The sequence below is a fragment of the Actinoplanes sp. NBRC 101535 genome (assembly GCF_030269225.1).
Lineage (GTDB): Bacteria > Actinomycetota > Actinomycetes > Mycobacteriales > Micromonosporaceae > Actinoplanes > Actinoplanes rectilineatus.
This window is the reverse complement of the sequence record NZ_BSSY01000003.1, coordinates 535,080-559,981: the sequence shown is the minus strand read 5'-3', so window position 1 is coordinate 559,981 and position 24,902 is coordinate 535,080. Positions and strand designations below refer to the sequence as shown.

The 24,902-nt window shown below is 69.4% G+C and carries 18 protein-coding genes and 1 tRNA gene; 5 read left to right on the top strand and 14 right to left on the bottom strand.

Translation table 11 applies throughout. From position 1 onward, the window contains the following. Nucleotides 1-61 precede the first annotated feature (61 nt). Entirely contained in the window at nt 62-1,570 is a 1,509-nt protein-coding gene (rpsA, locus tag QSK32_RS11535) for a 30S ribosomal protein S1 (RefSeq protein ID WP_285471856.1), read from the bottom strand. A 322-nt stretch (nt 1,571-1,892) separates the two neighbouring features. On the opposite strand from rpsA, the gene QSK32_RS11530 reads away from it, so the two are divergent. Both QSK32_RS11530 and QSK32_RS11525 read left to right on the top strand, forming a co-directional pair. Further along, nucleotides 1,893-2,714 carry a class I SAM-dependent methyltransferase gene (locus QSK32_RS11530; RefSeq protein ID WP_502872524.1) on the top strand — a complete coding sequence of 274 codons (822 nt, stop codon included), beginning with the start codon at nt 1,893-1,895 and terminating at the stop codon, nt 2,712-2,714. 79 nt (nt 2,715-2,793) lie between these two features. Further along, complete coding sequence (locus tag QSK32_RS11525) at nt 2,794-2,973, top strand: hypervirulence associated TUDOR domain-containing protein (RefSeq protein WP_425394622.1); 180 nt, start codon at nt 2,794-2,796, stop codon at nt 2,971-2,973. A gap of 80 nt (nt 2,974-3,053) precedes the next feature. Here QSK32_RS11525 and QSK32_RS11520 read toward each other — a convergent pair whose 3' ends face one another. From QSK32_RS11520 to QSK32_RS11480, 9 genes are all read right to left on the bottom strand, one after another. Continuing rightward, nucleotides 3,054-3,431: an ArsR/SmtB family transcription factor gene (locus QSK32_RS11520; protein WP_045741294.1), complete on the bottom strand. Its 378-nt coding sequence runs from the start codon at nt 3,429-3,431 to the stop codon at nt 3,054-3,056. 264 nt (nt 3,432-3,695) lie between these two features. Next, nucleotides 3,696-6,389, bottom strand: coding sequence for a DNA polymerase I (gene polA, locus QSK32_RS11515; RefSeq protein ID WP_045741295.1), 2,694 nt, complete (start codon nt 6,387-6,389; stop codon nt 3,696-3,698). Nucleotides 6,390-6,470: 81 nt separating this feature from the next. Further along, nucleotides 6,471-7,181 carry an ABC transporter ATP-binding protein gene (locus tag QSK32_RS11510; protein ID WP_045741296.1) on the bottom strand — a complete coding sequence of 237 codons (711 nt, stop codon included), beginning with the start codon at nt 7,179-7,181 and terminating at the stop codon, nt 6,471-6,473. After that, entirely contained in the window at nt 7,171-8,109 is a 939-nt protein-coding gene (locus QSK32_RS11505; RefSeq protein ID WP_285471855.1) for an ABC transporter ATP-binding protein, read from the bottom strand. Before QSK32_RS11505 ends, QSK32_RS11510 begins: the two co-directional genes overlap by 11 nt. Beyond that, nucleotides 8,102-9,259, bottom strand: a complete 1,158-nt coding sequence (locus QSK32_RS11500; protein ID WP_045741297.1) for a branched-chain amino acid ABC transporter permease — start codon at nt 9,257-9,259, stop codon at nt 8,102-8,104. Before QSK32_RS11500 ends, QSK32_RS11505 begins: the two co-directional genes overlap by 8 nt. Then, complete coding sequence (locus tag QSK32_RS11495; RefSeq protein WP_045741298.1) at nt 9,256-10,239, bottom strand: branched-chain amino acid ABC transporter permease; 984 nt, start codon at nt 10,237-10,239, stop codon at nt 9,256-9,258. The genes QSK32_RS11500 and QSK32_RS11495 overlap by 4 nt, the downstream gene beginning before the upstream one ends. A 64-nt stretch (nt 10,240-10,303) precedes the next feature. Then, nucleotides 10,304-11,455: a branched-chain amino acid ABC transporter substrate-binding protein gene (locus tag QSK32_RS11490; RefSeq protein WP_045741299.1), complete on the bottom strand. Its 1,152-nt coding sequence runs from the start codon at nt 11,453-11,455 to the stop codon at nt 10,304-10,306. A gap of 219 nt (nt 11,456-11,674) precedes the next feature. Further along, nucleotides 11,675-12,820, bottom strand: coding sequence for a hypothetical protein (locus QSK32_RS11485; protein WP_285471854.1), 1,146 nt, complete (start codon nt 12,818-12,820; stop codon nt 11,675-11,677). Nucleotides 12,821-12,843: 23 nt separating this feature from the next. Further along, complete coding sequence (locus QSK32_RS11480; protein WP_045741301.1) at nt 12,844-13,464, bottom strand: ANTAR domain-containing response regulator; 621 nt, start codon at nt 13,462-13,464, stop codon at nt 12,844-12,846. Nucleotides 13,465-13,594: 130 nt separating this feature from the next. On the opposite strand from QSK32_RS11480, the gene QSK32_RS11475 reads away from it, so the two are divergent. After that, a tRNA-Leu gene (locus QSK32_RS11475) sits at nt 13,595-13,668 on the top strand. A gap of 488 nt (nt 13,669-14,156) precedes the next feature. Next, nucleotides 14,157-14,831, top strand: coding sequence for a DUF308 domain-containing protein (locus QSK32_RS11470; protein ID WP_052720270.1), 675 nt, complete (start codon nt 14,157-14,159; stop codon nt 14,829-14,831). Nucleotides 14,832-14,846: 15 nt separating this feature from the next. Here the strand turns inward: QSK32_RS11470 and QSK32_RS11465 are convergent, their stop codons facing one another. From QSK32_RS11465 to gltB, 4 genes are all read right to left on the bottom strand, one after another. Continuing rightward, nucleotides 14,847-15,725: an acyl-CoA thioesterase gene (locus tag QSK32_RS11465; RefSeq protein ID WP_285471853.1), complete on the bottom strand. Its 879-nt coding sequence runs from the start codon at nt 15,723-15,725 to the stop codon at nt 14,847-14,849. After that, nucleotides 15,722-17,158: a pyruvate kinase gene (pyk, locus tag QSK32_RS11460; RefSeq protein ID WP_045741303.1), complete on the bottom strand. Its 1,437-nt coding sequence runs from the start codon at nt 17,156-17,158 to the stop codon at nt 15,722-15,724. The genes QSK32_RS11465 and pyk overlap by 4 nt, the downstream gene beginning before the upstream one ends. 395 nt (nt 17,159-17,553) lie before the next feature. Beyond that, the gene (locus QSK32_RS11455) at nt 17,554-19,017 is read right to left on the bottom strand and encodes a glutamate synthase subunit beta (RefSeq protein WP_045741304.1); all 1,464 of its coding nucleotides are present in this window, start codon (nt 19,015-19,017) and stop codon (nt 17,554-17,556) included. Beyond that, nucleotides 19,010-23,563 (bottom strand): glutamate synthase large subunit, encoded by a 4,554-nt coding sequence (gene gltB, locus QSK32_RS11450; RefSeq protein ID WP_502872523.1) that lies wholly within the window; start codon nt 23,561-23,563, stop codon nt 19,010-19,012. Before gltB ends, QSK32_RS11455 begins: the two co-directional genes overlap by 8 nt. Before the next feature lie 181 nt (nt 23,564-23,744). Between gltB and QSK32_RS11445 the strand changes: the two genes are divergently transcribed. Then, nucleotides 23,745-24,647, top strand: a complete 903-nt coding sequence (locus tag QSK32_RS11445) for a GNAT family N-acetyltransferase (RefSeq protein WP_285471851.1) — start codon at nt 23,745-23,747, stop codon at nt 24,645-24,647. Nucleotides 24,648-24,902: the final 255 nt, after the last annotated feature.

The following is a 24,902-nucleotide window of genomic DNA, read 5'->3' as shown; positions in this document are numbered from 1 at the left end:
TCCGGGTATTACCTGCCGACTGTCGCCGGCGCGGCCGAGTCAGGACTCAGCCGTCGTGATGTCAGCCCTTGCCGCCGGCAAGCTTCTCGCGCAGAGCGGCGAGAGCCTCGTCGGTGGCCAGGGTGCCCGCGGGCTCCTCGGTGGAGCGCGACGGGGTCGACGAGCTCGAGGAGGAGGAAGACGACGACGAGGACGTCACGCCGCCGACCGGGACCGGGTTGAGGGCAGCCTCGGCGTCGGCCTCGCGGGACGCCTGCACCTGCTTGGTGTGGGCCTCCCAGCGCTCGCGGGCGTCGGCGTACTGCTTCTCCCACGTCTCGCGCTGCTTGTCGAAGCCCTCGAGCCACTCGCCCGTCTCCGGGTCGAAGCCCTCCGGGTAGATGTAGTTGCCCTCGTTGTCGTACGTGGCGGCCATGCCGTAGAGGGTGGGGTCGAAGTGCTCCTCGCCCTCCACGAAGTTCTCGTTGGCCTGCTTGAGGGACAGCGAGATCCGGCGACGCTCGAGGTCGATGTCGATGACCTTGACGAGGACGTCGGAGCCGACCTGGACGACCTGCTCCGGCAGCTCGACGTGACGCTCGGCCAGCTCGGAGATGTGCACCAGGCCCTCGATGCCGTCGTCGACGCGGACGAACGCACCGAACGGAACGAGCTTGGTGACCTTACCCGGGACGATCTGGTTGATCGCGTGGGTCCGGGCGAACTGGCGCCACGGGTCTTCCTGGGTCGCCTTCAGCGACAGGGAGACGCGCTCGCGGTCCAGGTCGACGTCGAGAACCTCGACCTCGACCTCCTGGCCCACCTCGACGACCTCGGACGGGTGGTCGATGTGCTTCCAGGAGAGCTCGGAGACGTGCACCAGGCCGTCCACGCCGCCCAGGTCCACGAAGGCGCCGAAGTTGACGATGGAGGACACGACGCCCTTGCGGACCTGGCCCTTCTGCAGCTTGTTGAGGAACTCGGTGCGAACCTCGGACTGCGTCTGCTCGAGCCAGGCGCGGCGGGACAGAACCACGTTGTTGCGGTTCTTGTCCAGCTCGATGATCTTCGCCTCGAGCTCGCGGCCGACATACGGCTGCAGGTCACGGACGCGCCGCATCTCGACCAGCGAGGCCGGGAGGAAGCCGCGGAGGCCGATGTCGAGGATGAGGCCACCCTTGACGACCTCGATGACCGAACCGCGGACGACGCCGTCGTCTTCCTTGATCTTCTCGATGGTGCCCCAAGCCCGCTCGTACTGAGCGCGCTTCTTCGAGAGGATCAGACGGCCTTCCTTGTCCTCCTTGGTGAGGACGAGGGCTTCGATGTGGTCACCGACCGACACCACTTCCGCGGGGTCCACGTCATGCTTGATCGACAACTCGCGCGAGGGGATGACGCCCTCGGTCTTGTAGCCGATGTCGAGCAGGACCTCGTCCCGGTCGACCTTGACGACGGTGCCTTCGACGATGTCGCCGTCATTGAAGTACTTGATGGTCTCGTCGATGGCCGCGAGGAATGCTTCCTCCGAGCCGAGATCGTCGACGGTGACCCTGTTGGCGCTCGAGGTGGCCTCGATGCTGCTCGTCATGTGGACTGTTGCTCCGAACGGATGGTGTCGTGGTGTCTCTCGCGCTCTGCGGAACTGCCACCGGAAGCGACACGAGACGAACGAGAACGACCACCCTTGAGCAGTCTGATCAATGCCATCGATCATGCCGAGACCGGCGACCGCGGAGCCTGCTCCCTGCCGAGGCACACGATCCGCGAGCGCATCGACTAGCTTACCGTGCGCATTACCACAGGTTGCAAGCCCTCCTGAGGAGCGCGGCACATTGTTAGCTCCGAACCCGCCATCATGCCCGATTTAGCCCGAATAAGGACAGGCGACGCGCCTGTCGTACCGTTGCCGGGTGACTGAGATCCCCACCGCGGCAGCCCCGCCGGGTCGTAACGTGACTGAGACCGAGGCGCGCCGGGCCAACCGCTCGTGGTGGGACCTCGACGCCGACGACTATCAGGACGAGCACGGCAAGTTCCTCGGTGACGTCGACTTCGTGTGGTGCCCGGAGCGTCTGCGGGAGGCTGACGCGCGGCTGCTCGGTCCCGTACACGACAAGAAGATCTTGGAACTCGGTGCCGGAGCCGCGGCAGCGAGCCGGTGGCTGCGCCGGGAGGGCGCCCTGCCGGTCGCCATGGATCTCTCCGCGGGCATGCTGCGGCATGCGTCCGAGGCCGCTTCCCGGTCCGGGGTACGCGTTCCGCTGATCCAAGCCGACGCCATGGCCCTGCCGTTCCGTGACGGCGCGTTCGACATCGTCTGCACGGCGTTCGGCGCGATCCCGTTCGTGACCGACTCGGCCGCCGCGATGCGGGAGGTCGCCCGGGTCCTCCGGCCGGGCGGGAGCTGGGTGTTCTCGGTGACGCACCCGATGCGGTGGGCGTTCTGGGACGAGCCCGACGAGAGCGGGCTCGTGGTGCGGAACTCGTATTTCGACCGGACGCCGTACGTCGAGCGCGACGACGACGGAACGGTCAACTATCTCGAACAGCACCGGACCCTCGGCGACCGGATCCGGGAACTGGTGGCGGCCGGATTCGTGGTGCGCGACCTGATCGAGCCGGAGTGGCCGGCGGATCACGACGGCGTGTGGGGCCAGTGGAGCCCGCTGCGCGGACGGCTCTTCCCCGGCACGGCGATCTTCGTCTGCGATCTGCCCGGTTCTCACGAGTAGTCACCGTTTCCGCTCGTCGGGCCGGGGTATCCGGTCGGACATGGGAAAAGCTGGTGAAAGCCCGAAAAAGGGTGACAAGGTGAGCTGGCGCAGTCATGGCGAGACCGTGCACGGCACCGTCGAACAGAAGATCACCAAGCGGACCGAGGCCGCCGGGCGGACCGTGGCGGCCTCACCGGACGAACCGCAGTACCGGGTGCGCAGCGACAGGACCGGCCGCGACGCGGTGCACAAACCCGCATCGCTGCGCCGTCGCTGACCGGACGATCGGCCCCGAGGTGCGGACCGGGTTCCGCGAAGCGGTGACCGTCAGCCCCGCGAGCCGGGGACACGACCCACTCACACAGCGGGCGGATCCAGCAGCCCGGCCAGCGCGGTGAGGGCACCCGGAACGAGCCGGTAGTAGACCCAGGTGCCCCGGCGGGAAGCGTCCACCAGGCCGGCCTCCCGCAGAATCCGCAGATGGTGGGAGATCGTCGGGCCGGTCAGCGAGAACACCGCGCCCAGATCGCAGACGCACGCCTCCCCGCCCTCCGCGGAGGCGATCATCGACAGCAGCCGCAGACGGACCGGGTCGCCGAGTGCCTTGAAGACGCCGGCCAGTTCACCCGCCCGGGTGGCATCCAACGAACCGTGCAGCAGCGACGCGACCGGCTTCCCCGGCGTCGCTGCCGGGAGCGGCGAGGCGGTCTCCACCGCCAGGGACCGGCTGGGCATCGAACCAGGGTGGCAGATCATCGCGCTCCCCGCGGCCCCTGAACCACCCGAACGGGCACGATCCATCCCGTCCAGGGCACCCCAGAGCGCCGTTGCGCAGCCCCGAAGGTCCCGGGCACCCCTCCGCCGGCCCGAACCGGCTACAGCCCGATCGGCCGACCACCGATCAGGACCCGATGGCCGCGACCACCGATCAGGGCCGGAAGGCCGCGACCACCGATCAGGACCGGAAGACCGCGACCGGCGGTCGGAGGCGAGCGGTGGTCAGTGGTCGGCGCCGTTCCAGTCGCGGCCTCTGCCGACGGAGACCTCCAACGGGACCGACAGCGGGTAGGCGGCACCCATCTCCCGGCGCACCAGTTCCTCGAGGGCCGCGAGCTCGCCCGGGGCGACCTCGAAGACCAGCTCGTCGTGCACCTGCAGGAGCATCCGCGAGCCGAGGCCGGAGTCCTTGAGCGCCTCGTCGACGTGCAGCATCGCCAGCTTGATGATGTCGGCGGCGGAGCCCTGGATCGGGGCGTTCAGGGCCATCCGTTCGGCCATCTCGCGGCGCTGACGGTTGTCGCTGCTCAGGTCGGGCAGGTAGCGGCGCCGGCCGAGGATGGTGGCGGTGTAGCCGTCCTTGGTGGCCTGGGCGACGACGGCCTGCAGGTAGTCGCGGACGCCACCGAACCGGTCGAAGTACTCCGTCATGAGGCCCTTGGCCTCGTCGGTGGAGATGGTCAGCTGGTTGGAGAGGCCGAAGGCGCTCAGACCGTACGCAAGACCGTAGTTCATCGCCTTGATCTTGCGGCGCTGGTCGGGGGTGACCTCGTCGAGAGCCACGTGGAAGACCGAGGACGCGGTGGCGGCGTGGAAGTCGGCGCCCGAGTTGAAGGCGGCGATCAGCGCGTCGTCGCCGGACAGGTGCGCCATGATGCGCATCTCGATCTGGCTGTAGTCGGCGGTCATCAGCTCGTCGAAGCCGGCCCCGACGACGAAGGCCCGACGGATGCGCCTGCCCTCCGCGGTGCGGATCGGGATGTTCTGCAGGTTCGGGTCGGTGGAGGAGAGCCGGCCGGTCGCGGCGACGGTCTGGTTGAAGGTGGTGTGGATGCGGCCGTCGTCGGAGACCGACTTGAGCAGCCCGTCCACCGTGGATTTCAGCTTGGCGACGTCGCGGTGCCGCAGCAGGTGTGCCAGGACCGGGTCGGCGGTCTGGGCGAACAGGCTCTGCAGGGCGTCGGCGTCGGTCGTGTAGCCGGACTTGATCTTCTTGGTCTTGGGCAGGTTGCGCTCGACGAAGAGGATCTCCTGGAGCTGCTTGGGGGAGCCCAGGTTGAACTCGCGGCCGACCACCTCGTGGGCGGCCAGCTGGGCGGACTTGACCTCGGCGGCGAAGTGCGACTCCAGCTCGGAGAGGTAGTCGGTGTCGGCGGCGATGCCGCGCTGCTCCATCTCGGCGAGCACGACCGACAGCGGCTGCTCCACGTCGGCGAGGATGCCGGCCGACTCGCCGCCGTCGGCGGACAGCTCGGCGATGAGCACCGCGGCCAGGTCGAGGGTGGCCCGGGCGCGCAGCATCACGCCCTGCTCGGCGGAGTGGTCGTCGGCGTCGACCGCGGCGAAGTCGAGGGTGAGCTGGCCGTTCTCCGGCTCCTCGACGCGCAGTTCGCGCTTGAGGTAGCGCAGGGCCAGGTCGTCGAGGGCGTATGCCCGCTGGTCGGGTTTGGCGAGGTAGGCCGCGAGGGCGGTGTCGGTGCCGACGCCGGCGAGCTGCCAGCCGTGCGCGCGGAAGGCCAGCAGCGCGGGCTTGGCGTCGTGGATCACCTTGGGGCGCGACGGCTCGGCGAGCCAGGCCGCGACGGCGCGTTCGTCGTCCTCGTCGAGACCGGCTGGGTCGAACCAGGCGGCCGGGCCGTCGGCGGTGGCGACGGCGATGCCGGTGAGCTGACCGGTGCCCCGGCCGAACGTGCCGGTGACGGCGATGCCGACCGGTGCGGTGCCGGCGTGGTCGCGCAGCCAGCCGGCCACCTGACCCGCGCCGAGGACGTGACCGTCGATGTCGAAGCCGGCCTCGGCCTCGGGCTCGACGGCGTCGAGGTAGGAGTAGAGGCGTTCGCGCAGCACCCGGAACTCGAGGGCGTCGAAGACCTGGTGCACGGCCTCGCGGTCCCAGCCCTGCCAGCGGGCGTCCTCCGGGCGCAGCGGCAGGTCGAGGTCGCAGACCAGGCCGTTGAGGTCGTAGTTGCGCAGCACGTCGGCCAGGTGGGCGCGCACGTTCTCGCCGGCCTTGCCCTTGATCTTGTCGACGTTCGCCACGATGCCGTCGAGGCTGCCGTACTCCTTGATCCACTTGGCGGCGGTCTTGTCGCCGACGCCGGGCACCCCGATCAGGTTGTCGCTGGCCTCGCCGACCAGGGCGGCCTTGTCGCGGTAGAGCGACGGGGGTACGAAGTATTTCGCCTCGATGGCCTCGGGGGTCATCCGCCAGACCTCGGAGACGCCGCGCACCGGGTAGAGGATGGTGACGTGCTCGGAGGAGAGCTGGAACGCGTCGCGGTCGCCACTGGAGATCACCACCTCCATGCCGGCGTCCCGCCCCTGGGTGGCGAGGGTGGCGATGACGTCGTCGGCCTCGTAGTTCTCCTTCTCCACCACCGGGATCCGGAGCGCCTCGAGCACCTCCTTGATCAGGCTGACCTGACCCTGGAACGGCGCCGGGGTCTCGGACCGGCCGGCCTTGTATTCCGCGTATTTCTCGGTGCGGAACGACTTGCGGGAGAGATCGAAGCTCACGACGATGTGTGTCGGCTTCTCGTCGCGCAGCATGTTGATGAGCATCGACGTGAAGCCGAACACCGCGTTCGTCGCCTGGCCGGTGGCGGTGCTGAAATTTTCCACCGGCAGGGCGAAGTAGGCCCGGTAGGCCAGCGAATGACCGTCCAGCAGGAGAAGGCGCGACTTGTCGTTGCTCACGGGTAGGGACTCTATCCGCAGGGCCCGACAAGTTACGGGACGGCCACCCGTGAAGGGTGACCGTCCCGTAGCCGGCTCGGGTCAGGCGACGCCGAGGTACGCCTCCTTGACCGCCGGGTCGTGGAGCAGGTCCTGCCCGGACCCCTCCTTGACGATCCGGCCGGTCTCCAGCACGTAACCACGGTGTGCCCGGGAGAGCGCCTGCTGCGCGTTCTGCTCCACCAGCAGGATCGTGGTGCCCTGCTGGTTGATCTCCGTGATGATGTCGAAGATCTGCTGGATGATCATGGGTGCGAGGCCCATCGACGGCTCGTCCAGCAGCAGCAGCTTCGGACGGCTCATCAGCGCCCGGCCGACGGCCAGCATCTGCTGCTCGCCGCCGGAGAGCGTGCCGCCCGCCTGCTTACGGCGCTCCCGCAGGCGCGGGAACATCTCCAGCACCTTCTCCAGGTCGGCGGCGATCCCGGCGGAGTCCCGGCGGGTGTAGGCACCCATGTCCAGGTTCTCCAGGACCGTCATGCCGGGGAAGATCTGCCGGCCCTCGGGCGACTGGCACAGGCCCCGGACCACCCGCAGGTCGGCCCGGAGCTTGCTGATGTCCTCGCCGTTGAAGGTGATCTTGCCACTGGAGAGCCCGCGCGTTCCGGAGATGGCCCGCATGGTGGTGGTCTTGCCGGCGCCGTTCGCACCGATCAGGGCCACCACCTCGCCCTCCTCGACGGTGAGGCTGATGCCGTGCAGGGCCTCGATCCGGCCGTACGACACGGTGACGTTGTCCAGCTCAAGCAGCATCGGTGGGCTCCCCCAGGTACGCGGCGACGACCTTCGGGTTCCGGCTGACCTCGGCCGGCGCCCCGTCGGCGATCTTTCGCCCGAACTCCAGCACGACGATCCGGTCGGTGACACCCATGACCAGTCGCATGTCGTGCTCGATCAGCAGAACGGTGACGCCCATGTCACGGATCTTGCGGATCAGTTCGAGGAGCTCTTCCTTCTCCGCCGGGTTGAAGCCGGCCGCCGGCTCGTCCAGACAGATCAGCTTCGGCTCGGTGCCGAGCGCCCGGGCGATCTCCAGGCGGCGCTGATAGCCGTACGGCAGGTTGCGGGCCGCGTCGTTGGCCCGGTCCGCGATGCCGACGAAGTGCAGCAGCTCCAGCGCCTTGTCCTCGGCCGCCCGCTCCTCCAGGATGTGCCGCGACAGCCCGAAGGTCTTGGCGAAGGTACGCCGCACCTGCTGCCACGTCCGCATAATCCCGCTCTCGGCGGTGACCTGCGGCAGCTCCTCCTCCTTGGGACGGACCCGGTAGAGGCGGAACAGCGCGCCCGGCACACTGGTCTTGTGCCGGGAGTCGGTGCCGATCATCACGTTCTCCAGAGCACTCATCTCCGGGAAGAGACGGATGTTCTGGAAGGTCCGGGAGATTCCCATCTGGCTGATCTGGTGCGGCTTGCGGCCGGTCACCTGGTCGCCGCGGAACCGGACCGCGCCCGACGTGGGCTTGTAGACGCCCGTCATCACGTTGAACGTGGTCGTCTTGCCGGCACCGTTCGGGCCGATCAGACCGAGGATCTCGCCCTCGTGGATGTCGAAGCTGATCCCGTCGAGCGCGACCACGCCGCCGAAGCGCAGCGTGACGTTGTCGACCTCGAGAAGCTTCTTGCGGGGGCCGGGCTGTTCCGCCGTCTCCGGCGCCGCCACGGTGGTGGTCTCGTCAGACATGAGCGGGCGCCTCCTTGACCTCCGCCGCGCGGTCCCTCAGCTCGCGGGTCCGGCGCCGGCTCGGGACCAGGCCCTGCGGGCGCAGGATCATCACCAGCACCATCGCCAGACCGAACGCCAGCCAGCGGTAGTCGGCGATCTCCCGGAAACGCTCCGGGAGGTACGCCAGCAGCACCGCGCCGAGTGACACGCCGACCATGTTGCCCGAGCCACCGACGACGACCATCGCGACGAAGAGGATCGAGAGGTTGACGTTGAACTGGGTCGGGTCGATGAACGCGTACCGGCTGGCGAAGAGCAGACCCGACAGTCCGCCCAGAGCGGCGCCGATGGCGAACGCCCAGAGCTTGAACTTGAACGGGTACACACCCATCACCGCGGCGGCGTCCTCGTCCTCACGGACCGCCAGCCAGGCACGGCCGACCCGGCTGTGCTCCAGCCGGCGCACGGCGAAGACCATGACCAGGACGAACGTGATCGCCAGCCAGTACCACGGCTTGACGTCGATCAGACCGAAGACCTCGTTGTCGGCCGACGGCGGGCCCTCCGGACCGGGGATCGCCGACAGACCCTGCGGGCCGTTGGTGACGCCCACGGCGTTCCGGGCGATGATCCGGATGATCTCGCCGAAGCCCATGGTGACGATGGCCAGGTAGTCGCCGCGCAGGCGCAGCGTCGGCCATCCCAGCAGAACACCCGAGATCATCGTCAGGACCAGCGCCAGGATCGCGCAGACCGCCCAGGTGACCGCCCAGGTCGGCGGCAGGTCGAACTGCTGCTGGAACCACTTGACCACCGGCGAGTTCAACGAACCGAACAGACCGACGCTGTACGCACCGATCGCGAAGAACCCGATGTAGCCGAGGTCGAGCAGGCCGGCCAGACCGATCACCACGTTCAGGCCGATGGCGACCAGCACGTAGACGGCGCAGGTGAACAGCACACCGGCCCAGTTGCTGCCACCCTCGATCGAGTCGGTCCGCAGCCAGGTCAGTCCGGGGATGCCCAGCAGGGGCAGGTAGTACAGGAAAGCGATCAGGGCGGCGACGCCCAGCATCCGCTGCCACTTCGGCAGCGCGCGCATCCGGTCACCGAACCCCGCCATGGCGGTGGCCCGGCGGGCGTTCGCGTCACGCAGCTTGTCGATCATGCGCGGGCCCTCCCCAGCGACTCGCCCAGCAGACCCGTCGGACGGAACATCAGGATCACGATCAGGATGACGAAGGCGATGACGTCCTCCCACTGGGAGCTGAACAGCGTCGCACCGTAGACCTCGACGACGCCGAGGACCAGGCCACCCAGCAGCGCGCCCCGCAGGTTACCGATGCCACCCAGCACCGCCGCGGTGAAGGCCTTGAGGCCGAGCACGAAGCCGATGCTGTTCTGGGTGATGCCGAACCGCATGCTCCACAGCAGCGCGGCGGCGCCGGCCATGATGCCGCCGAGCACGAAGATCAGCATGATCACGCGCTCCTGGTTCACGCCCATCAGCGCGGCGGTCTCCGGGTTCTGTGCGACCGCGCGCACACCCCGGCCGTACCGCGTCTTGTTGATGAACCAGTCCAGGAGGGCCATCATGACGAGCGCCGAGACGACCACGATCACCTGAACGTTGGTGATCTGGGTGTTCCCGATCGTGAACAGCGTCTCCTGCTGGATGATCGTCGGCATGCCGACGATCTGCCGCGCCCGCCCGAACATCGACGGGATCGCCTTGCCCAGCAGGTCCGGCAGGAGCAGGCCGAAGACCTCGACCAGGATCAGCGAGACGCCGATGGCGGTGATGAGGAAGATCAGCGGCGGCGCGTTCTTGCGCCGCAGCGGGCGGTAGGCGATCCGTTCGATCGCCAGTGCCGTGCCGCCGGAGGCTATCGCCGCGACGACGAACCCGATCAGCAGGAAGAGGATGGCCTGGCCGATGGGCGGGTTATTTTCCACGCCGAGGGCGGTCCAGACGCCCAGCACCGCGAAGGTGCCGACCATGAACACTTCGGAGTGGGCAAAGTTGATCAGTCGTAGGACGCCGTAGACCAGCGTGTACCCCAGCGCGATGAGTGCATAGATCGCGCCTTTGGACAGCCCGTCGACGGTGTGCTGGCCGATGTGGCCGATGAGGTCGTCGAAATTCACCGAGTTCTCCTTGCATCGAACGCGGCCGGGGGCGTTGCCCCCGGCCGCATTCCAGCGCTCGTCGTCAGCTGAGCTTGAGCTCCTGCAGCGGCTCGAACCCGGTGCCCTTCACCTGGTACGACCAGATGACGACCTTGCTCGGGTCGACGTCACCGTTCTCGGCGAACTTGATGTACTTCGAAACGCCCTGCTTGTCGTACGCCTTGACGAACGCGAGGATGTCGGCGCGGGTCTTCTTGCCGGCCTTGAACGCGTCGATCAGGATCTGCGCGGAGTCGAAGCCCTCCGCGCCGTAGGAACCGACGGCCTGGCCGTACTCCGCCTTGTAGTCGGCGTCGAAGGTGCCGCCGGCCTTGTCCGGCGGGAGGCACGGGCAGGTGATGATGGCGCCCTCGGCGCCACCGGACGCACCGGCCGGGAAGGCCGGGTCGTAGACGGCGTCCGGGCCGACGAACTTGGCCTGCACGCCGGCGGCGCGCATCTGGCGGACCAGCGGAGCGGCCTCACGGGTGTAGCCACCGAAGAACACGAAGTCGGCGCCGGCCGTCTTGATCTTGGAGATGGTGGCGTCGAACTGCGACTGCTTCTCCTGGATCTTGTCGGTACCCACGATCGTCGAACCGAGGTTCGTCCCCAGGTCCGCGGTGATACCCGCGCCGTACGCGCTGCCGTCGTCGATCACGAACACCTTCGCGGCGTTCTGCGACTTCAGGTAGGTGGCGACCGCGCCGGCCTGGGTGCCGTCGTTGCCGACCACCCGGAAGAAGGACTTGTTGCCCTTCGAGGTCAGGTCGGTGCGGGTCGCCGACGGGCTGACCATGACGAGACCCGCGGCCTCGTAGACCGGCATCGTCGCGTCCGACTCACCGGAGAAGTGGCCACCGATGACACCGAGGAACGAGGCGTCACCCGCGATCTGGTTCGCGATCGGAGTCGCCTGGGCGGGGTCGCCCTGCGTGTCGAACTCCTGCATGGTGATCTGGCAGTCGGCGTTCGCCGCGTTGTGCTGCTTGAGGGCCAGCTTCGCACCGTTCAGCGACGGCAGCACCAGACCGGCGTTGTCACCGCTGAACGCGCCGAAGATCGCGATCTTGCCGCCACAGCCCTCGCTGGCGGCGGTGTCGTCACCGCTACCAGCGTCCTGACAACCGGCCGCCGCGAACAACGCGGCGGCGAGCCCGACCGCACCAAGGGCCCGTACATAATTACGCCTCAAGGCTTCTGACCTTTCATCCCGGTGCAGGAAGCGGTACATCGAAACCGACCAGGGATCACAAGATCTTCATCCCCCCGACAGCCCGTGCCGCGATACCTGCGCACTGCTCGTGTTGGCGCAGCGTACTGGCCCCGGCATCGACGGGTAAGAACTTGGGCCCGTCCACACCAAACCGTTACCGAGTACTGCACGAACAGGCAGTCGCCCCGAAAAAACATTTCACGAGGTTGTAACGGAGATGAAAATACGCCCGGTTTCGCCATCGTCGGCAATCAACACGATCATGCCGGGCCCGGCCGTCACGGAGAGTTCACTACCGGCCTTTCCCGGAACCGGACGCGGCAACGAACCCGGGCGCCAGAGCGCTCCGCCGTCGTCCGAGACCCACAGGCCGAACTGCGTACCGTCACCGGTGGCGGCCAGCATCCGGGAACCCGCCACCGTCACCGCCCGTACGCCCGACCAGGCCGACGGGCTCACCGCGCCGAACGACGCCAGCGGCCGCCACTGCCCCGACTCCAGCCGCCACACGCCGAAAGCCGGCCCGCTCATCCCCAGGGCCGTCGGCACGCCGCCGAGCACGGTCACCCGCTGCAACTCCTCGTACGCCGGGGTCGCCCCGGCCGTACCGGCCCGCTGCCAGACGCCGCCGTCCCGCGACGACCAGCCCGCCGCGTCCCGGTCCACGCGGCCGGCCGGCAGCAGGCCGCCGACGACGAGCCAGCCGTCCTCCACCGCCACCGCATCCGCCGCCCACGTCAGGCCCGCCGCGTCCGACGCCAGACCGGGCACACCCTCGGCGATCGCGAACTCCGCCGCGTCCGCCGACGACCACACCGCCGCGCCGCTCGCCCGGTTCCCCGCGAGCAGGAACCCCCCGGGCCCGGACGTCACCCGCGACACGTTCACCGCGTTCGGGCCGCCGTACAGCTCGAACGGCGCCGACACCTCCCGCAGCACCCCGTCGCCGGACAGCGTCCACGAACTGACCCGGGGATTGCCGTGCGCCCCACCCGGCTTGGCGCCCAGCACGGCCACCCGGCCGTCCCGGCACGCCGCCGTGAACAGCACGTTCTGCCGACCGTAGTAACTCTGCGCGTCCACTCGTACCGGCACCCACACCGACGCGTCACCACGGGACCGCCACGCCGCCGGACGGGTGCCCCGGTCGCTGTCACGGACCGCACCCACCACGAGCCACTCACCGCCGCACTCCACCGCGTCCCGTACCACCGGGACGCCGGCCACCCCGTCCGGAAGCGACAGAGCCGCCTCCCGCCAGTCGAAGGACACGGGAGACGGCTCCGGAACGGAACTCGGCGAGCAGGCGGACATCACCAGCAGCAGCGCTGCCGCAGTCGCCACGCCCGCCCGGGTCATCGGGGGGCCTAGGCGGTCTCGGTGGTGCCGGCCTCGGTCTCCTGCTCGGCGAGGATCCGGTCGGCGACCTCGCGCATCGTCATCCGATGGTCCATCGCCGTCCGCTGGATCCACTTGAACGCCTGCGGTTCGGTCATCGCGTACTTCGTCATCAGCGCGCCCTTGGCCCGCTCCACCGACTTGCGCGTCTCCAGGCGGTCGGTCAGACCCGCCACCTCGGACTCCAGCGCGGCGATCTCCGAGTAACGCGACAGGGCGATCTCGATCGCCGGGACCAGATCCGATTTCTGGAACGGCTTGACCAGGTAGGCCATCGCACCCGCCGCGCGCGCCCGCTCGACCAGGTCGCGCTGGCTGAAAGCGGTCAGGATCACCACGGGGGCGATCCGGCCGCCGGCGATCCGTTCGGCCGCCGCCAGACCGTCCATGATCGGCATCTTGATGTCCAGGATCACCAGGTCCGGCTTGAGGTCCTCGGCCAGGCGCACGGCGGTCTCGCCGTCACCGGCCTCACCGACCACGTCGTAGCCCTCCTCGACGAGCATCTCGGCGAGGTCCAGCCGGATCAGGGCCTCGTCCTCGGCGATGAGCACGCGTTTGCGCTCGGCACCAGCCTGCGTCTCGGCCACGAAAACCCCTACCCCCACAACGTCGATGTCGCGACACCCCGGTATGTGGGTGTCGCCGCCCTAAGCCTAGTAGGTAGGCTGTCCCCTGCTCGGGTTGGCGTGACCGAAGTGCGCCGGCGCCCGTGATGTCGTCCCCGTAGACCAACCGGCAGAGTCGATGGACTCAAAATCCATTCAGTGTGGGTTCGAATCCCACCGGGGACACACAGCAATCCTCAGGGTGCGAGGCACCCCGATCGACGGCAGCGGTGCGCCGACCGATTCCGCTGTTCATCGTTATCTCGGGCCGATCCACGACACCAGGTTCGTCATGGCGGCGAACCGGGGCCACCGCATTCCGCGTACGCGCGCATTGGCCGCATTTGATTCTGCGGGATGACGTGGGAACGGAACGGTACCGGCCGACATCCCGATGCCGTTCCGCCCGGAAATGCACATGGAAATCACAGCACCGCCGACGACGTCGAATGCGCGCGTGCACGTTACGGCCGGGTAAAAGAATCGGCCGGCATCCTCCCCCGCACCACCACCTTCCCAGGGATCCGGCGCCGGACCGTCGCCCGTTCGGACCGGATCGCGGGACCGAAGTGGTGATCTTGCAGACACCTGGCCTCGCAAGATGGTGTCATTGCCTCATGATGTCCGCTTCGTCGCCCCGGGCCCTCGCGCGCGGAAGCATGTGGGGATTCCTCATGTTCGCCTCGGCTGCGTGGCTGGCCGTCGCCTGGGCGATGCTCCGGCTGGAACCGATGGGAATCGGTCTCGTCGCCGGACCGGTCGTGCTGTTCGGCGCGGTCTGCGAGATGATGCGGGCGCTCGCCGGGACGCGCACCTGGTGGCTGAACGCGGGCCTGGGCATCCTGTTCGCGGTGACCGGGTTGCTGCTGCTGGCCAGCCCGGACTCGTCGCTCACCACGCCGGCGTCACTCGTCGGGTGGTACCTGCTGGTCCGCGGCTCGGCCGACGTCGCGGTGGGCGTGGTGACCCGGGACGCGCTGCTGCTGACCCTGGGCGTGCTGCAGACCGGGCTGGGATTCTTCTCCTCGAGCGCGTTCGGCCGAACACCGGAGATGCTGGTCATGGTGCTGGGCGCGATGGGCGTGCTGCGCGCGGTGGCGGATCTGGTGGCCGCGCTGCGGCTGCGGGAGAACACGCCGGAGCCCGAGGAGCGCACGGAGGGCCTCGCCGGGTACGCCGCGGGCCTGGCCGATTTCGAGGCGACCGGCCGTCACCGCGCCAAGCCGGGCAGCCCGTCCGGAGTGCCCGTCATGGAACCGGCGGTACGCGGCGCCGAGGTGCCGTTCCACTCGCAGGTGCTGCTGTCGTCCGACCAGGATGCGACGCTCACGCCGGCACCGTGGGTCTGACGACCGCCCGGGGCCTCAGCCACCGACGCGCCGCAGCAGCCCCTCCTGCACCGCGCTGGCGATGTGCCGGCCGTCGCGGGTGAACATCCGCCCGTTCGCCAGGCCGCGGGCCCCGCTCGCCGACGGGCTCTCGCTGTCGTAGAGGAACCACTCGTCGGCCCGGAACGGCCGGTGCATCCAGACCGCGTGGTCGAGGCTGGCCCCGATCACACCCCCGGGCCCCCAGACCTCGCCGTGGGTGGACAGCACCGCATCGAGCAGCGACATGTCCGAGGCGTAGACGAGCGCACACGCGTGGATCAGCGGGTCGTCCGGGAGCTTGCCGTTGATCCGCATCCAGACGCGCTGCTGTGCCTGCGCGTCGCGGTCGCCGGGCGGCACCCAGCCGGGCACGCCCACGTAGCGGACGTCGACGGCCTGCGGGGACGCCTTGAACAGGCTGCGCCGATCGGGATATCGGGAGACCCAGTCGAGCATCGTCGGGACGTCTTCGGGGGCGGGCACGTCGGTCGGTGCCGGGCTGAAGTGGTCGAGACCGGTCTCCGGCGTCTGGAACGACGCCGACATGAAGAAGATGGTCTTGCCGTGCTGCTGCGCGGTGCTGCGCCGGACCGAGAACGATCGTCCGTCGCGGATGGTCTCCACGGTGAACGTGATCGGTTCGGTCGGGTCGCCGGGGCGGACGAAGTAGCCGTGCAGCGAGTGCACCTGCCGGTCCGGCTCGACGGTGCGGCCCGCGGCGACCAGCGCCTGTCCGGCGACCTGACCGCCGAACACACGCTGGGCTCCGGTCTGCGGGCTCTCACCCCGGAAGGAGGCCGCGTCGACCTGCTCCAGATCCAGGAGATCCAGGAGCTGGTCGACGGCGGCCTGCCCTTGCAGTGGCAAGGTCACACCGTGGCCGGGTCGACGAGCGAACCGAGCTGGTGGACGCGCAGGGTGTTGGTGGAACCGGGGGCGTTCGGCGGGGAGCCGGCCACGACGACGACGTAGTCGCCGGGCTTGGCCAGGCCGAGGCCGAGCATCTTGGCGTCCACCTGACGGAACATGTCGTCGGTGTGCTCGACGAAGTCGGTCAGGAACGTGTCGACGCCCCAGCTCAGGGCGAGGGTGTTGCGCACCTCGGCGACCGGGGTGAACGCGTAGAGCGGCAGGTCGCAGTGCAGCCGGGCGAGACGGCGCACGGTGTCGCCGGTCTGCGAGAAGGCGACCAGGGCCTTGGCGCCGATGTTGCGGGCGATCTGCGCGGCGGCGACGGTGAGCGCGCCACCGTGGGTGCGCGGGTCGTGCTGCAGGCGCGGGATGATCAGGCCACCGGACTCGGTGGTCGTGACGATCTTGGCCATCGTGCTGACCGTGAGAACCGGGTACTTGCCGACCGAGGTCTCGCCGGAGAGCATGACCGCGTCGGTGCCGTCGAGGACGGCGTTGGCGACGTCGGACGCCTCGGCGCGGGTGGGCCGCGAGTTCTCGATCATGGAGTCGAGCATCTGGGTCGCGACGATGACCGGCTTCGCGTTCTCCCGGCAGAGCTGCACGGCGCGCTTCTGCACCAGTGGAACCTGGTCGAGGGGCATCTCGACGCCGAGGTCACCGCGGGCGACCATGACACCGTCGAAGGCGAGGACGATGGCCTCGAGGTGCTCGACGGCCTCCGGCTTCTCCACCTTGGCGATCACCGGGACGCGACGTCCCTCCTCGTCCATGATCTTGTGGACGAGGTTGATGTCCTCCGGCGCGCGGACGAAGGAGAGCGCGACCAGGTCGACACCGAGGCCGAGGGCGAAGCGCAGGTCCTCCTCGTCCTTGTCGCTCAGGGCCGGGACGCTGACCGCGACGTTGGGCAGCGAGACGCCCTTGTTGTTGCTGACCGGGCCACCCTCGATGACGAGGCAGTGGATGTCCTCGCCCTCGACGTCGGCGACCTCGATCGCGACCTTGCCGTCGTCGATCAGGAGGCGGTCACCGACCTTAACCTCGTGCGGCAGCTTCTTGTAGGTGCAGGAGACGCGCTCCCGGGTGCCGAGGATCTCGTCGCTGGTGATGGTGACCCGGTCACCGGTCTCCCAGCGGTGGGGGCCGTCGGCGAACTTGCCCAGACGGATCTTCGGGCCCTGAAGGTCGGCGAGAACGGCGACGGCACGGCCGGCCTGGTCGGCGGCGGTGCGCACCATCTCGTAGATCTTCTTGTGGTTTTCCCGGCTGTCGTGGCTGAAGTTCATCCGGGCCACGTCCATGCCCGCCTCGACCAGGCCGAGCATGCGCTCCGGCTGGGCGGTCGCGGGTCCCATCGTGCAGACGATCTTTACGCGGCGTGTCACGGCCATCAGGCTAGTCCTTGTCCTGGGGCGGCTCGGCGGCCGACCCCCGTCTTCGGCATGAAATGCGGGTGTCGACGGCGAGGAACCCGCATGAAGGAGGGGTTGCGCTGCGTCGTCCAGCGGGCTTCAGCGACCGCCGCCCCAGCTTATCGGTCCGCTTCCGGCCGTCGGCGGCACATGCCGCAACCCCATTCACGGTACGAGCTGCCCCTGCACCACCAGGCAAGAGGTGCGAGCGGGGCGCGGCGGCCGTCGATCTTCGCCGGGTCCGAGAAGGCCTCCGGCCCTCGTCGTACCCTGCGTAACGTCCGTCACGCGGTATGCCGGGACTTTCGGCACTGTCCGTAACCAACGATGCCCGCCACCCTCGACGGGTGACGGGCATCGGCGCGATCGTGGTATCAGACCGACAACGGCTGCTGGTCGGCGCGGACCGGAGCCGGCAGGTCGCCCGCAGCCCCCAGGTAGTCGTGGATCGCGGCCGCGGCGGCCCGGCCCTCGGCGATCGCCCAGACGATCAGCGAGGCCCCACGGTGCATGTCGCCCGCGACGAACACGCCCGGCGCGGTCTGCCAGTCGGCGCCGGCATCCAGGGCGCCCCGCCGGTTGCGGGCGATCCCGAACTGGTCGAGCAGCGGCTGTTCCTCGGTGCCGGCGAAGCCGATGGCCAGCAGGACCAGGTCGGCGCGCAGTTCCCGCTCGGAGCCGGGGACGACGGTGACGGTCCGTACCCCGTCGACGCGCTGGACCGCGACGTCGGCGAGCCGGATCGCGGTGAGCTTGCCGTTCTCGCCGATGAACTCCTGCACGGCGACCCCGAAGATCCGGTCGCCGCCCTCCTCGTGGGCCGCGTAGTTGCGCAGGATCATCGGCCAGGTCGGCCACGGGTCGTTGATCCCGGCGCGTTCCTCCGGCGGAACCGGGTACTGGTCGAGCTGGGTGATCGAGGCAGCGCCCTGGCGGTGGGCCACACCGAGGCAGTCGGCGCCGGTGTCACCACCACCGATGATGATCACGTGCTTGCCGGCGGCGTCGATCGGCGTGCCGTCCTGCAGACCGGCGACGACCCGGTTGGCCGGCACCAGGTGCTCCATCGCCAGGTGGACGCCGTCGAGCTCCCGGCCCGGGGTCTCCGGGGTGTCCCGGCCCTGCAGCGCACCGGCGGCCAGCAGCACCGCGTCGAACCGTTCCCGCAGGTCGTCGGCGGTGATGTCGACGCCGACCTCGACGCCCGGCTGGAAGACGACACCCTCGGCGGCCATCTGCTCGAGGCGGGCGTCGATGACGTCCTTCTCGATCTTGAAGTCGGGGATCCCGTACCGGAGAAGGCCTCCGATGCGGTCGTCGCGCTCGTAGACGGTGACCGCATGGCCGGCCCGCGCCAGCTGCTGGGCCGCCGCCAGACCGGCCGGGCCGGAACCGACCACGGCGACCGACTTGCCGGACGCGATCGGCGCCGGCTGCGGCACCAGGCCCGCCCGGAAGGCGTGCCCGGCGATCTCCACCTCGACCTGCTTGATCGTCACCGGGTCGTCGCCGATGCCGAGCACACAGGCCGCCTCACACGGCGCCGGGCAGAGCCGCCCGGTGAACTCCGGGAAGTTGTTGGTCGCGTGCAGCGACTCGGAGGCCGCCGCCCACGCCCCGGTCCGCACCAGGTCGTTCCAGTCCGGGATGCGGTTGCCCAGCGGACAGCCCTCGTGACAGAACGGGATGCCGCAGTCCATGCAGCGGGTGGCCTGGTCGCGGATCAGTTCCTCGCCCGCGGGCGGGTAGACCTCACGCCAGTCCATGATCCGCACCGGGACGGGCCGCCGCTTCGGCAGCTGTCGCTGGTAACGAAGGAAACCGTTCGGATCAGGCACTGGTGACCCCCATGACCGCCTCGTCCACATTGCGACCGGCGGCTTCGGCGGTCCTGATCAGTTCCATCACGCGCTTGTAGTCGCGCGGCACCACGGCGGTGAGGCGTTCCGCCGAGGTGGCCCAGTCCTTGAGGAGACGGCCGGCGACCGCCGAATCGGTCTCCGCGTGGTGCTTCTCCACCTGGGTACGCACCAGGTCGCTCTCGTCCTCGGTGAGCGGCGTCAGGTCGACCAGTTCCGGGTTGACCAGGCGCTGGTCCAGGTCGAGCAGGAACGCCTTGCCGCCACTCATGCCGGCCGCGAAGTTGCGGCCGGTCGGGCCGAGCACCACCACGACACCACCGGTCATGTACTCGCAGCCGTGGTCGCCCACGCCCTCGACGACCGCCACACCACCGGAGTTACGGACCGCGAACCGCTCACCGACGCGTCCCCGGAGGAACACCTCGCCGCCGGTCGCGCCGTAGAGGATCGTGTTGCCCGCGATGATGTTGTCCTCGGCGACGAACGGCGCGTCCTCGGCCGGGCGGACGATCACCCGGCCGCCGGAGAGACCCTTGGCCACGTAATCGTTGGTGTCACCGATCAGGCGCAGCGTCACACCGCGCGGCAGGAACGCGCCGAACGACTGGCCGCCGGTGCCCCGCAGGGTGAACGCGATGGTGTCGTCGGGCAGGCCGTTGCCACCGAACCGGCGGCTGACCTCGCCACCCAGCATCGCGCCGACACTGCGCTGGTCGTTGCGGGTGGGCAGCTCGGCACGGACCGGCTCACCGTCGGTGAGTGCCGGCTGGGCCAGCGCGATCAGCTCGTTGTCCAGGGACGCCTCGAGGCCGTGGTCCTGGGCGACGACGCCGCGGCGGGACGCGCCCTCGGGCAGCTCCGGCACGTAGAGCACCGGCGCCAGGTCGAGACCCTTGGCCTTCCAGTGGTCGACCGCGGCCGCCACGTCGAGGACCTCGGCGTGGCCGATCGCCTCGTCGATGGTGCGGAAGCCCAGCTCGGCGAGCAGCTCACGGACCTCCTCGGCGAGGAAGAGGAAGAAGTTCTCCACGAACTCCGGCTTGCCGGTGAAACGCTCCCGCAGCACCGGGTTCTGGGTGGCGATGCCGACCGGACAGGTGTCCAGGTGACAGACGCGCATCATGATGCAGCCGGAGACGATCAGCGGAGCGGTGGCGAACCCGAACTCCTCGGCGCCGAGCAGCGCCGCGATCACCACGTCCCGGCCGGTCTTGAGCTGCCCGTCGACCTGCACGGTGACCCGGTCTCGCAGCTTGTTGAGCAGCAGGGTCTGCTGCGCCTCGGCCAGGCCCAGCTCCCACGGGGTGCCGGCGTGCTTGAGCGAGTTCAGCGGGGAGGCGCCGGTGCCGCCGTCGTGGCCGGAGATCAGGATGACGTCGGCCTTGAGTTTGGCCACGCCCGCCGCGACCGTGCCGACACCGATCTCGGAGACCAGCTTGACGTGCACCCGCGACATCGGGTTGACCGACTTGAGGTCGTGGACCAGCTGGGCCAGGTCCTCGATCGAGTAGATGTCGTGGTGCGGCGGCGGCGAGATGAGGCCGACGCCCGGGGTGGCGTGCCGGGTCTTCGCGACCCACGGCCACACCTTGTTGCCGGGCAGCTGGCCGCCCTCACCGGGCTTCGCGCCCTGCGCCATCTTGATCTGCAGGTCGTCCGCGTTGACCAGGTATTCGCTGGTCACGCCGAAACGGCCGGACGCGATCTGCTTGATCGAGGAGCGGCGCTCCGGGTCGTACAGCCGCTCGACGTCCTCGCCGCCCTCACCGGTGTTGGACTTGGCGCCCAGCCGGTTCATCGCGATCGCGAGGGTCTCGTGCGACTCGGCGGAGATCGAGCCGTAGCTCATCGCGCCGGTGGAGAACCGCTTGACGATGTCGGCGGCCGACTCGACCTCGCTGATGTCGATCGACGGCCGGTCCGGGGTGAACCGGAACAGTCCGCGCAGGTGGCCGGCGTCCGCGGACAGCTGGTCGACCTTCTCGGTGTAGCGCTTGAAGACGTCGTACTGCTTCGACCGGGTGGCGTGCTGCAGCAGGAACACGGTCTCCGGGTTGAACAGGTGGATCTCACCCTCGCGACGCCACTGGTACTCCCCGCCGACCTCGAGACGGCGGTGCGTGCGCTCGGCCCGGTTCGCCGGGTACGCCTTGTCGTGACGTGCCTTGACCTCGGCGTGGATGCCGGCCAGGCCGACGCCGCCGATCCGGCCGGAGGTGCCCGCGAAGTAGCGCTGCAGCAGCTTGTTGTCCAGGCCGACGGCCTCGAACACCTGGGCACCGCAGTACGAGGACACCGTGGAGATGCCCATCTTCGACATGATCTTCAGGACGCCCTTGCCGAGCGCCTTGACGTAGTTGCGGACCGCCTTGTGCCGCTCGATGCCGACCAGGGTGCCGGTGGCGATCAGGTCGTCGACGCTCTCGAAGGCGAGGTACGGGTTGACCGCCGCCGCCCCGAAACCGATCAGCGTGGCGGCGTGGTGCACCTCGCGGCAGTCGCCGGACTCGACGACCAGCGCGACCTGGGTGCGTGTCTGCTCCCGGACCAGGTGCTGGTGCACCGCGGCGGTGAGCAGCAGCGACGGGATCGGCGCCAGGTCCGCGTTGGAGTCGCGGTCGGAGAGGACCAGGATGCGGACCCCGTCCTCGATCGCCTCGGACACGTGCCGGCAGATCTGGGTGAGGCGGGCCTTGATGCCGGCCGCGCCGTCCCGCAACGGGTACAGCCCGGAGACCCGGACCGCCTTGAACCCGGGCAGGTCGCCGTCCTCGTCGATGGAGAGCAGCTTGGCCAGCTCGTCGTTGTCGATCACCGGGTACGGCAGGACGATCTGCCGGCAGCTCGCCGGTCCCGGGTCGAGCAGGTTGCCCTCCGGGCCGATCGTCGCCGAGAGGCTGGTGACCAGCTCCTCCCGGATCGCGTCCAGCGGCGGGTTGGTGACCTGGGCGAACAGCTGGTGGAAGTAGTCGAACAGCAGCCGCGGGCGGGTCGACAGCGGCGAGATCGGCGTGTCGGTGCCCATCGAGCCGAGCGGCTCCGCGCCGGTCCGGGCCATCGGGGCCACCAGAATCTTCAGCTCCTCCTCGGAGTAGCCGAATACCTGCTGACGACGGGTCACCGAGTCGTGGGTGTAGACCTGGTGCTCGCGCGGGGGCAGGTCGTCCATCTCGATCAGGCCGGCGTGCAGCCAGTCCGCGTACGGCTCGGCGGCGGCCAGCTCGGCCTTGATCTCGTCGTCGTGCACGATGCGCCCGGCGTCGGTGTCGACCAGGAACATCTTGCCCGGCTGCAGGCGGCCCTTGGCCACCACGTCGGCCGGCTCGACGTCGACCACGCCGGCCTCGGAACCGAGCACGACCAGGCCGTCGGTGGTGTGCCACCAGCGTCCGGGGCGCAGGCCGTTGCGGTCCAGCACCGCGCCGATGATGGTGCCGTCGGTGAACGCCACCGAGGCGGGGCCGTCCCACGGCTCCATCATGCTGGCGTGGAACCGGTAGAAGGCGCGGCGCTGCGACTCCATGCCGGGGTCGTTCTCCCAGGCCTCCGGGATCATCATCAGCACCGCGTGCGGCAGGCTGCGGCCGGCCAGGTGCAGCAGCTCGAGGACCTCGTCGAAGCTCGCCGAGTCGGACGCCTCCGCCGAGTTGATCGGGAAGAGCCGCTTGATGTTGCCGGGGATGTTCGGCGAGGAGAGCATCGCCTCGCGGGCGGCCATCCAGTTCTTGTTGCCCCGGATCGTGTTGATCTCGCCGTTGTGCGCGATCAGCCGGAACGGGTGCGACAGCGGCCACGACGGGAACGTGTTCGTGGAGAACCGGGAGTGCACCAGGGCGATCGCGCTGGCGACCCGCTCGTCGGTCAGGTCCGGGAAGAACGCCGGGAGCTGCTCCGGCGTGAGCATGCCCTTGTAGGTGATGGTGCGCGAGGACAGCGACGGGAAGTACGCCGCGATGCCCCGCTGCGAGGTCTCCCGCTCCGCCTGCTTGCGGATGCAGAAGGCGACCCGGTCCAGATCGATGCCGGACAGCGGCTCACCGGACGGGCCGGATTTCGAGCCGACCAGACGGTCCGCGGCCAGGAACACCTGACGGATCGCGGGACGGGCGTCCTCGGCGGTCGCGCCCAGGTCCTGCGGGGCGACCGGGACATCCCGCCAGCCGAGCACCTCGGCACCCTCGACCAGCACGTACTTCTCGAAGATCTTGACCGCGCGGGCCGCGTCGTCGGGGTCCGTGGGCAGGAAGACCAGCCCGGCGACGTAGCTGCCGGCGGCCGGGAGCTCGAAGTCCACGACCGCGCGGTAGAACTCGTCCGGGATCTGGATCATGATGCCGGCGCCGTCACCGGTGTTCTGCTCGGCGCCCCGCGCGCCCCGGTGGTCCAGCCGGATCAGCGCCGACAGACCCTTGGCGACCACGTCGTGGGAACGACGACCGTGGATGTCGGCCACGAAGGCGACGCCACACGCATCGCGTTCGAAAGCCGGGTCGTAAAGCCCCTGGGGGTGCGGATATGCCACCGGGCCTCCTGTCGTCACTGGTGTTTCGTTCTGAGGTCGGGACGACGTCGGCCCTGCAAAGTCTCTCGAGTCTACGGTAAGAGACTCTGATCTCCGCCAGATGCGGATTGGTCACACGCGCACCGCGAGGTGCGGACGAACTGAATAGCACAGCGGGTGCGGAGACCGGTAGTCTCGCGCGATGGCGCGAGTGGATTCGGACCTCTTCGACCGGCTCGAGCAGTTCTACGACGCTTTGCCCCGACCCTGGGCACGCGTCGAGGAGATCGGCTCACTGATTCTCTTCATCCGCGAGGGAGAGGGCTGGCCCTACTATGCCCGCCCCGCACGCGGTTCGCACACCCCTTCGGCAGCGGACATCCTGGAGACCCGTCGCCGGCAGCGTGAACTCGGCCTGCCCGAGTCCTTCGAGTGGGTCCACGAGACCACCCCCGACCTGTTGGCGGTCGCCCGGTCCGCCGGGCTGGAGGTGCTCCTCGCGCCGCTGCTGAGCCTGGACGCCGCCGCGCTCGTCCCCGACCTGCCCGTCCCCGGCGCCACACTGCGCTACCTGGACCCCACGGCGGACGACTTCGCCGAGGACCTGCGCGCCGCCCGGGCCGTCGCCCGGCTGGCCTTCGCCACCCCACCGCACCGTTCGCCCCTGACCCCGCTGACGATGCTCACCGCGCTGACCACTCCGGGGGAGAAACCCCTGGCCATCGACCCGTCCGGCCCCGCGGAACGCGACGCTGTGGAACCGTTGAGCACCGAGTCCGTCGACCACGCCCGCGCGATGTTCGCCACCGGTGACTACACGACCCTGGTCGCCGAGTCCCCCACCGACGGCATCCTCGCCGTCGCCACCGGCCAGCGGCACGGCGACACCGCCGAGGTCGCCGGGGTGGCGACACTGCCGTCCGCCCGCAATCAGGGGTACGCCTCGCAGCTGACCGCCACGCTGGCCGGTCACCTCCTCCGGTCCGGCGCCGGCCTGATCTTCCTGGCCGCGGGCGACGACGACACGGCCCGGCTCTACACGAAGGTCGGCTTCCGCCGGGTGGGCACCGCCTGCATCGGCGAGCCGGCCGCCGTTCCGCTCTGACCGAATCCCTCACACTTCCCAGATCTTGGGACCCGGTAAGGATCGGATCGGGTTGCCGGTCCTTACCCAGTTGACCGGTCGCATGGCGCGGGCCACAGCGAACACGGATCCCCGGTCATCTCCGTCGATGTGAGATCTCCCGCATGAAGTGTGGATCACGTTCCCAAATCCCGGCCGCCGACCGCCCTGAACGGGCCGGACGGCGAGCCTGGGCGCAGCAACCGGGGGCGAACGAACGACCTGGGGCCACCACGG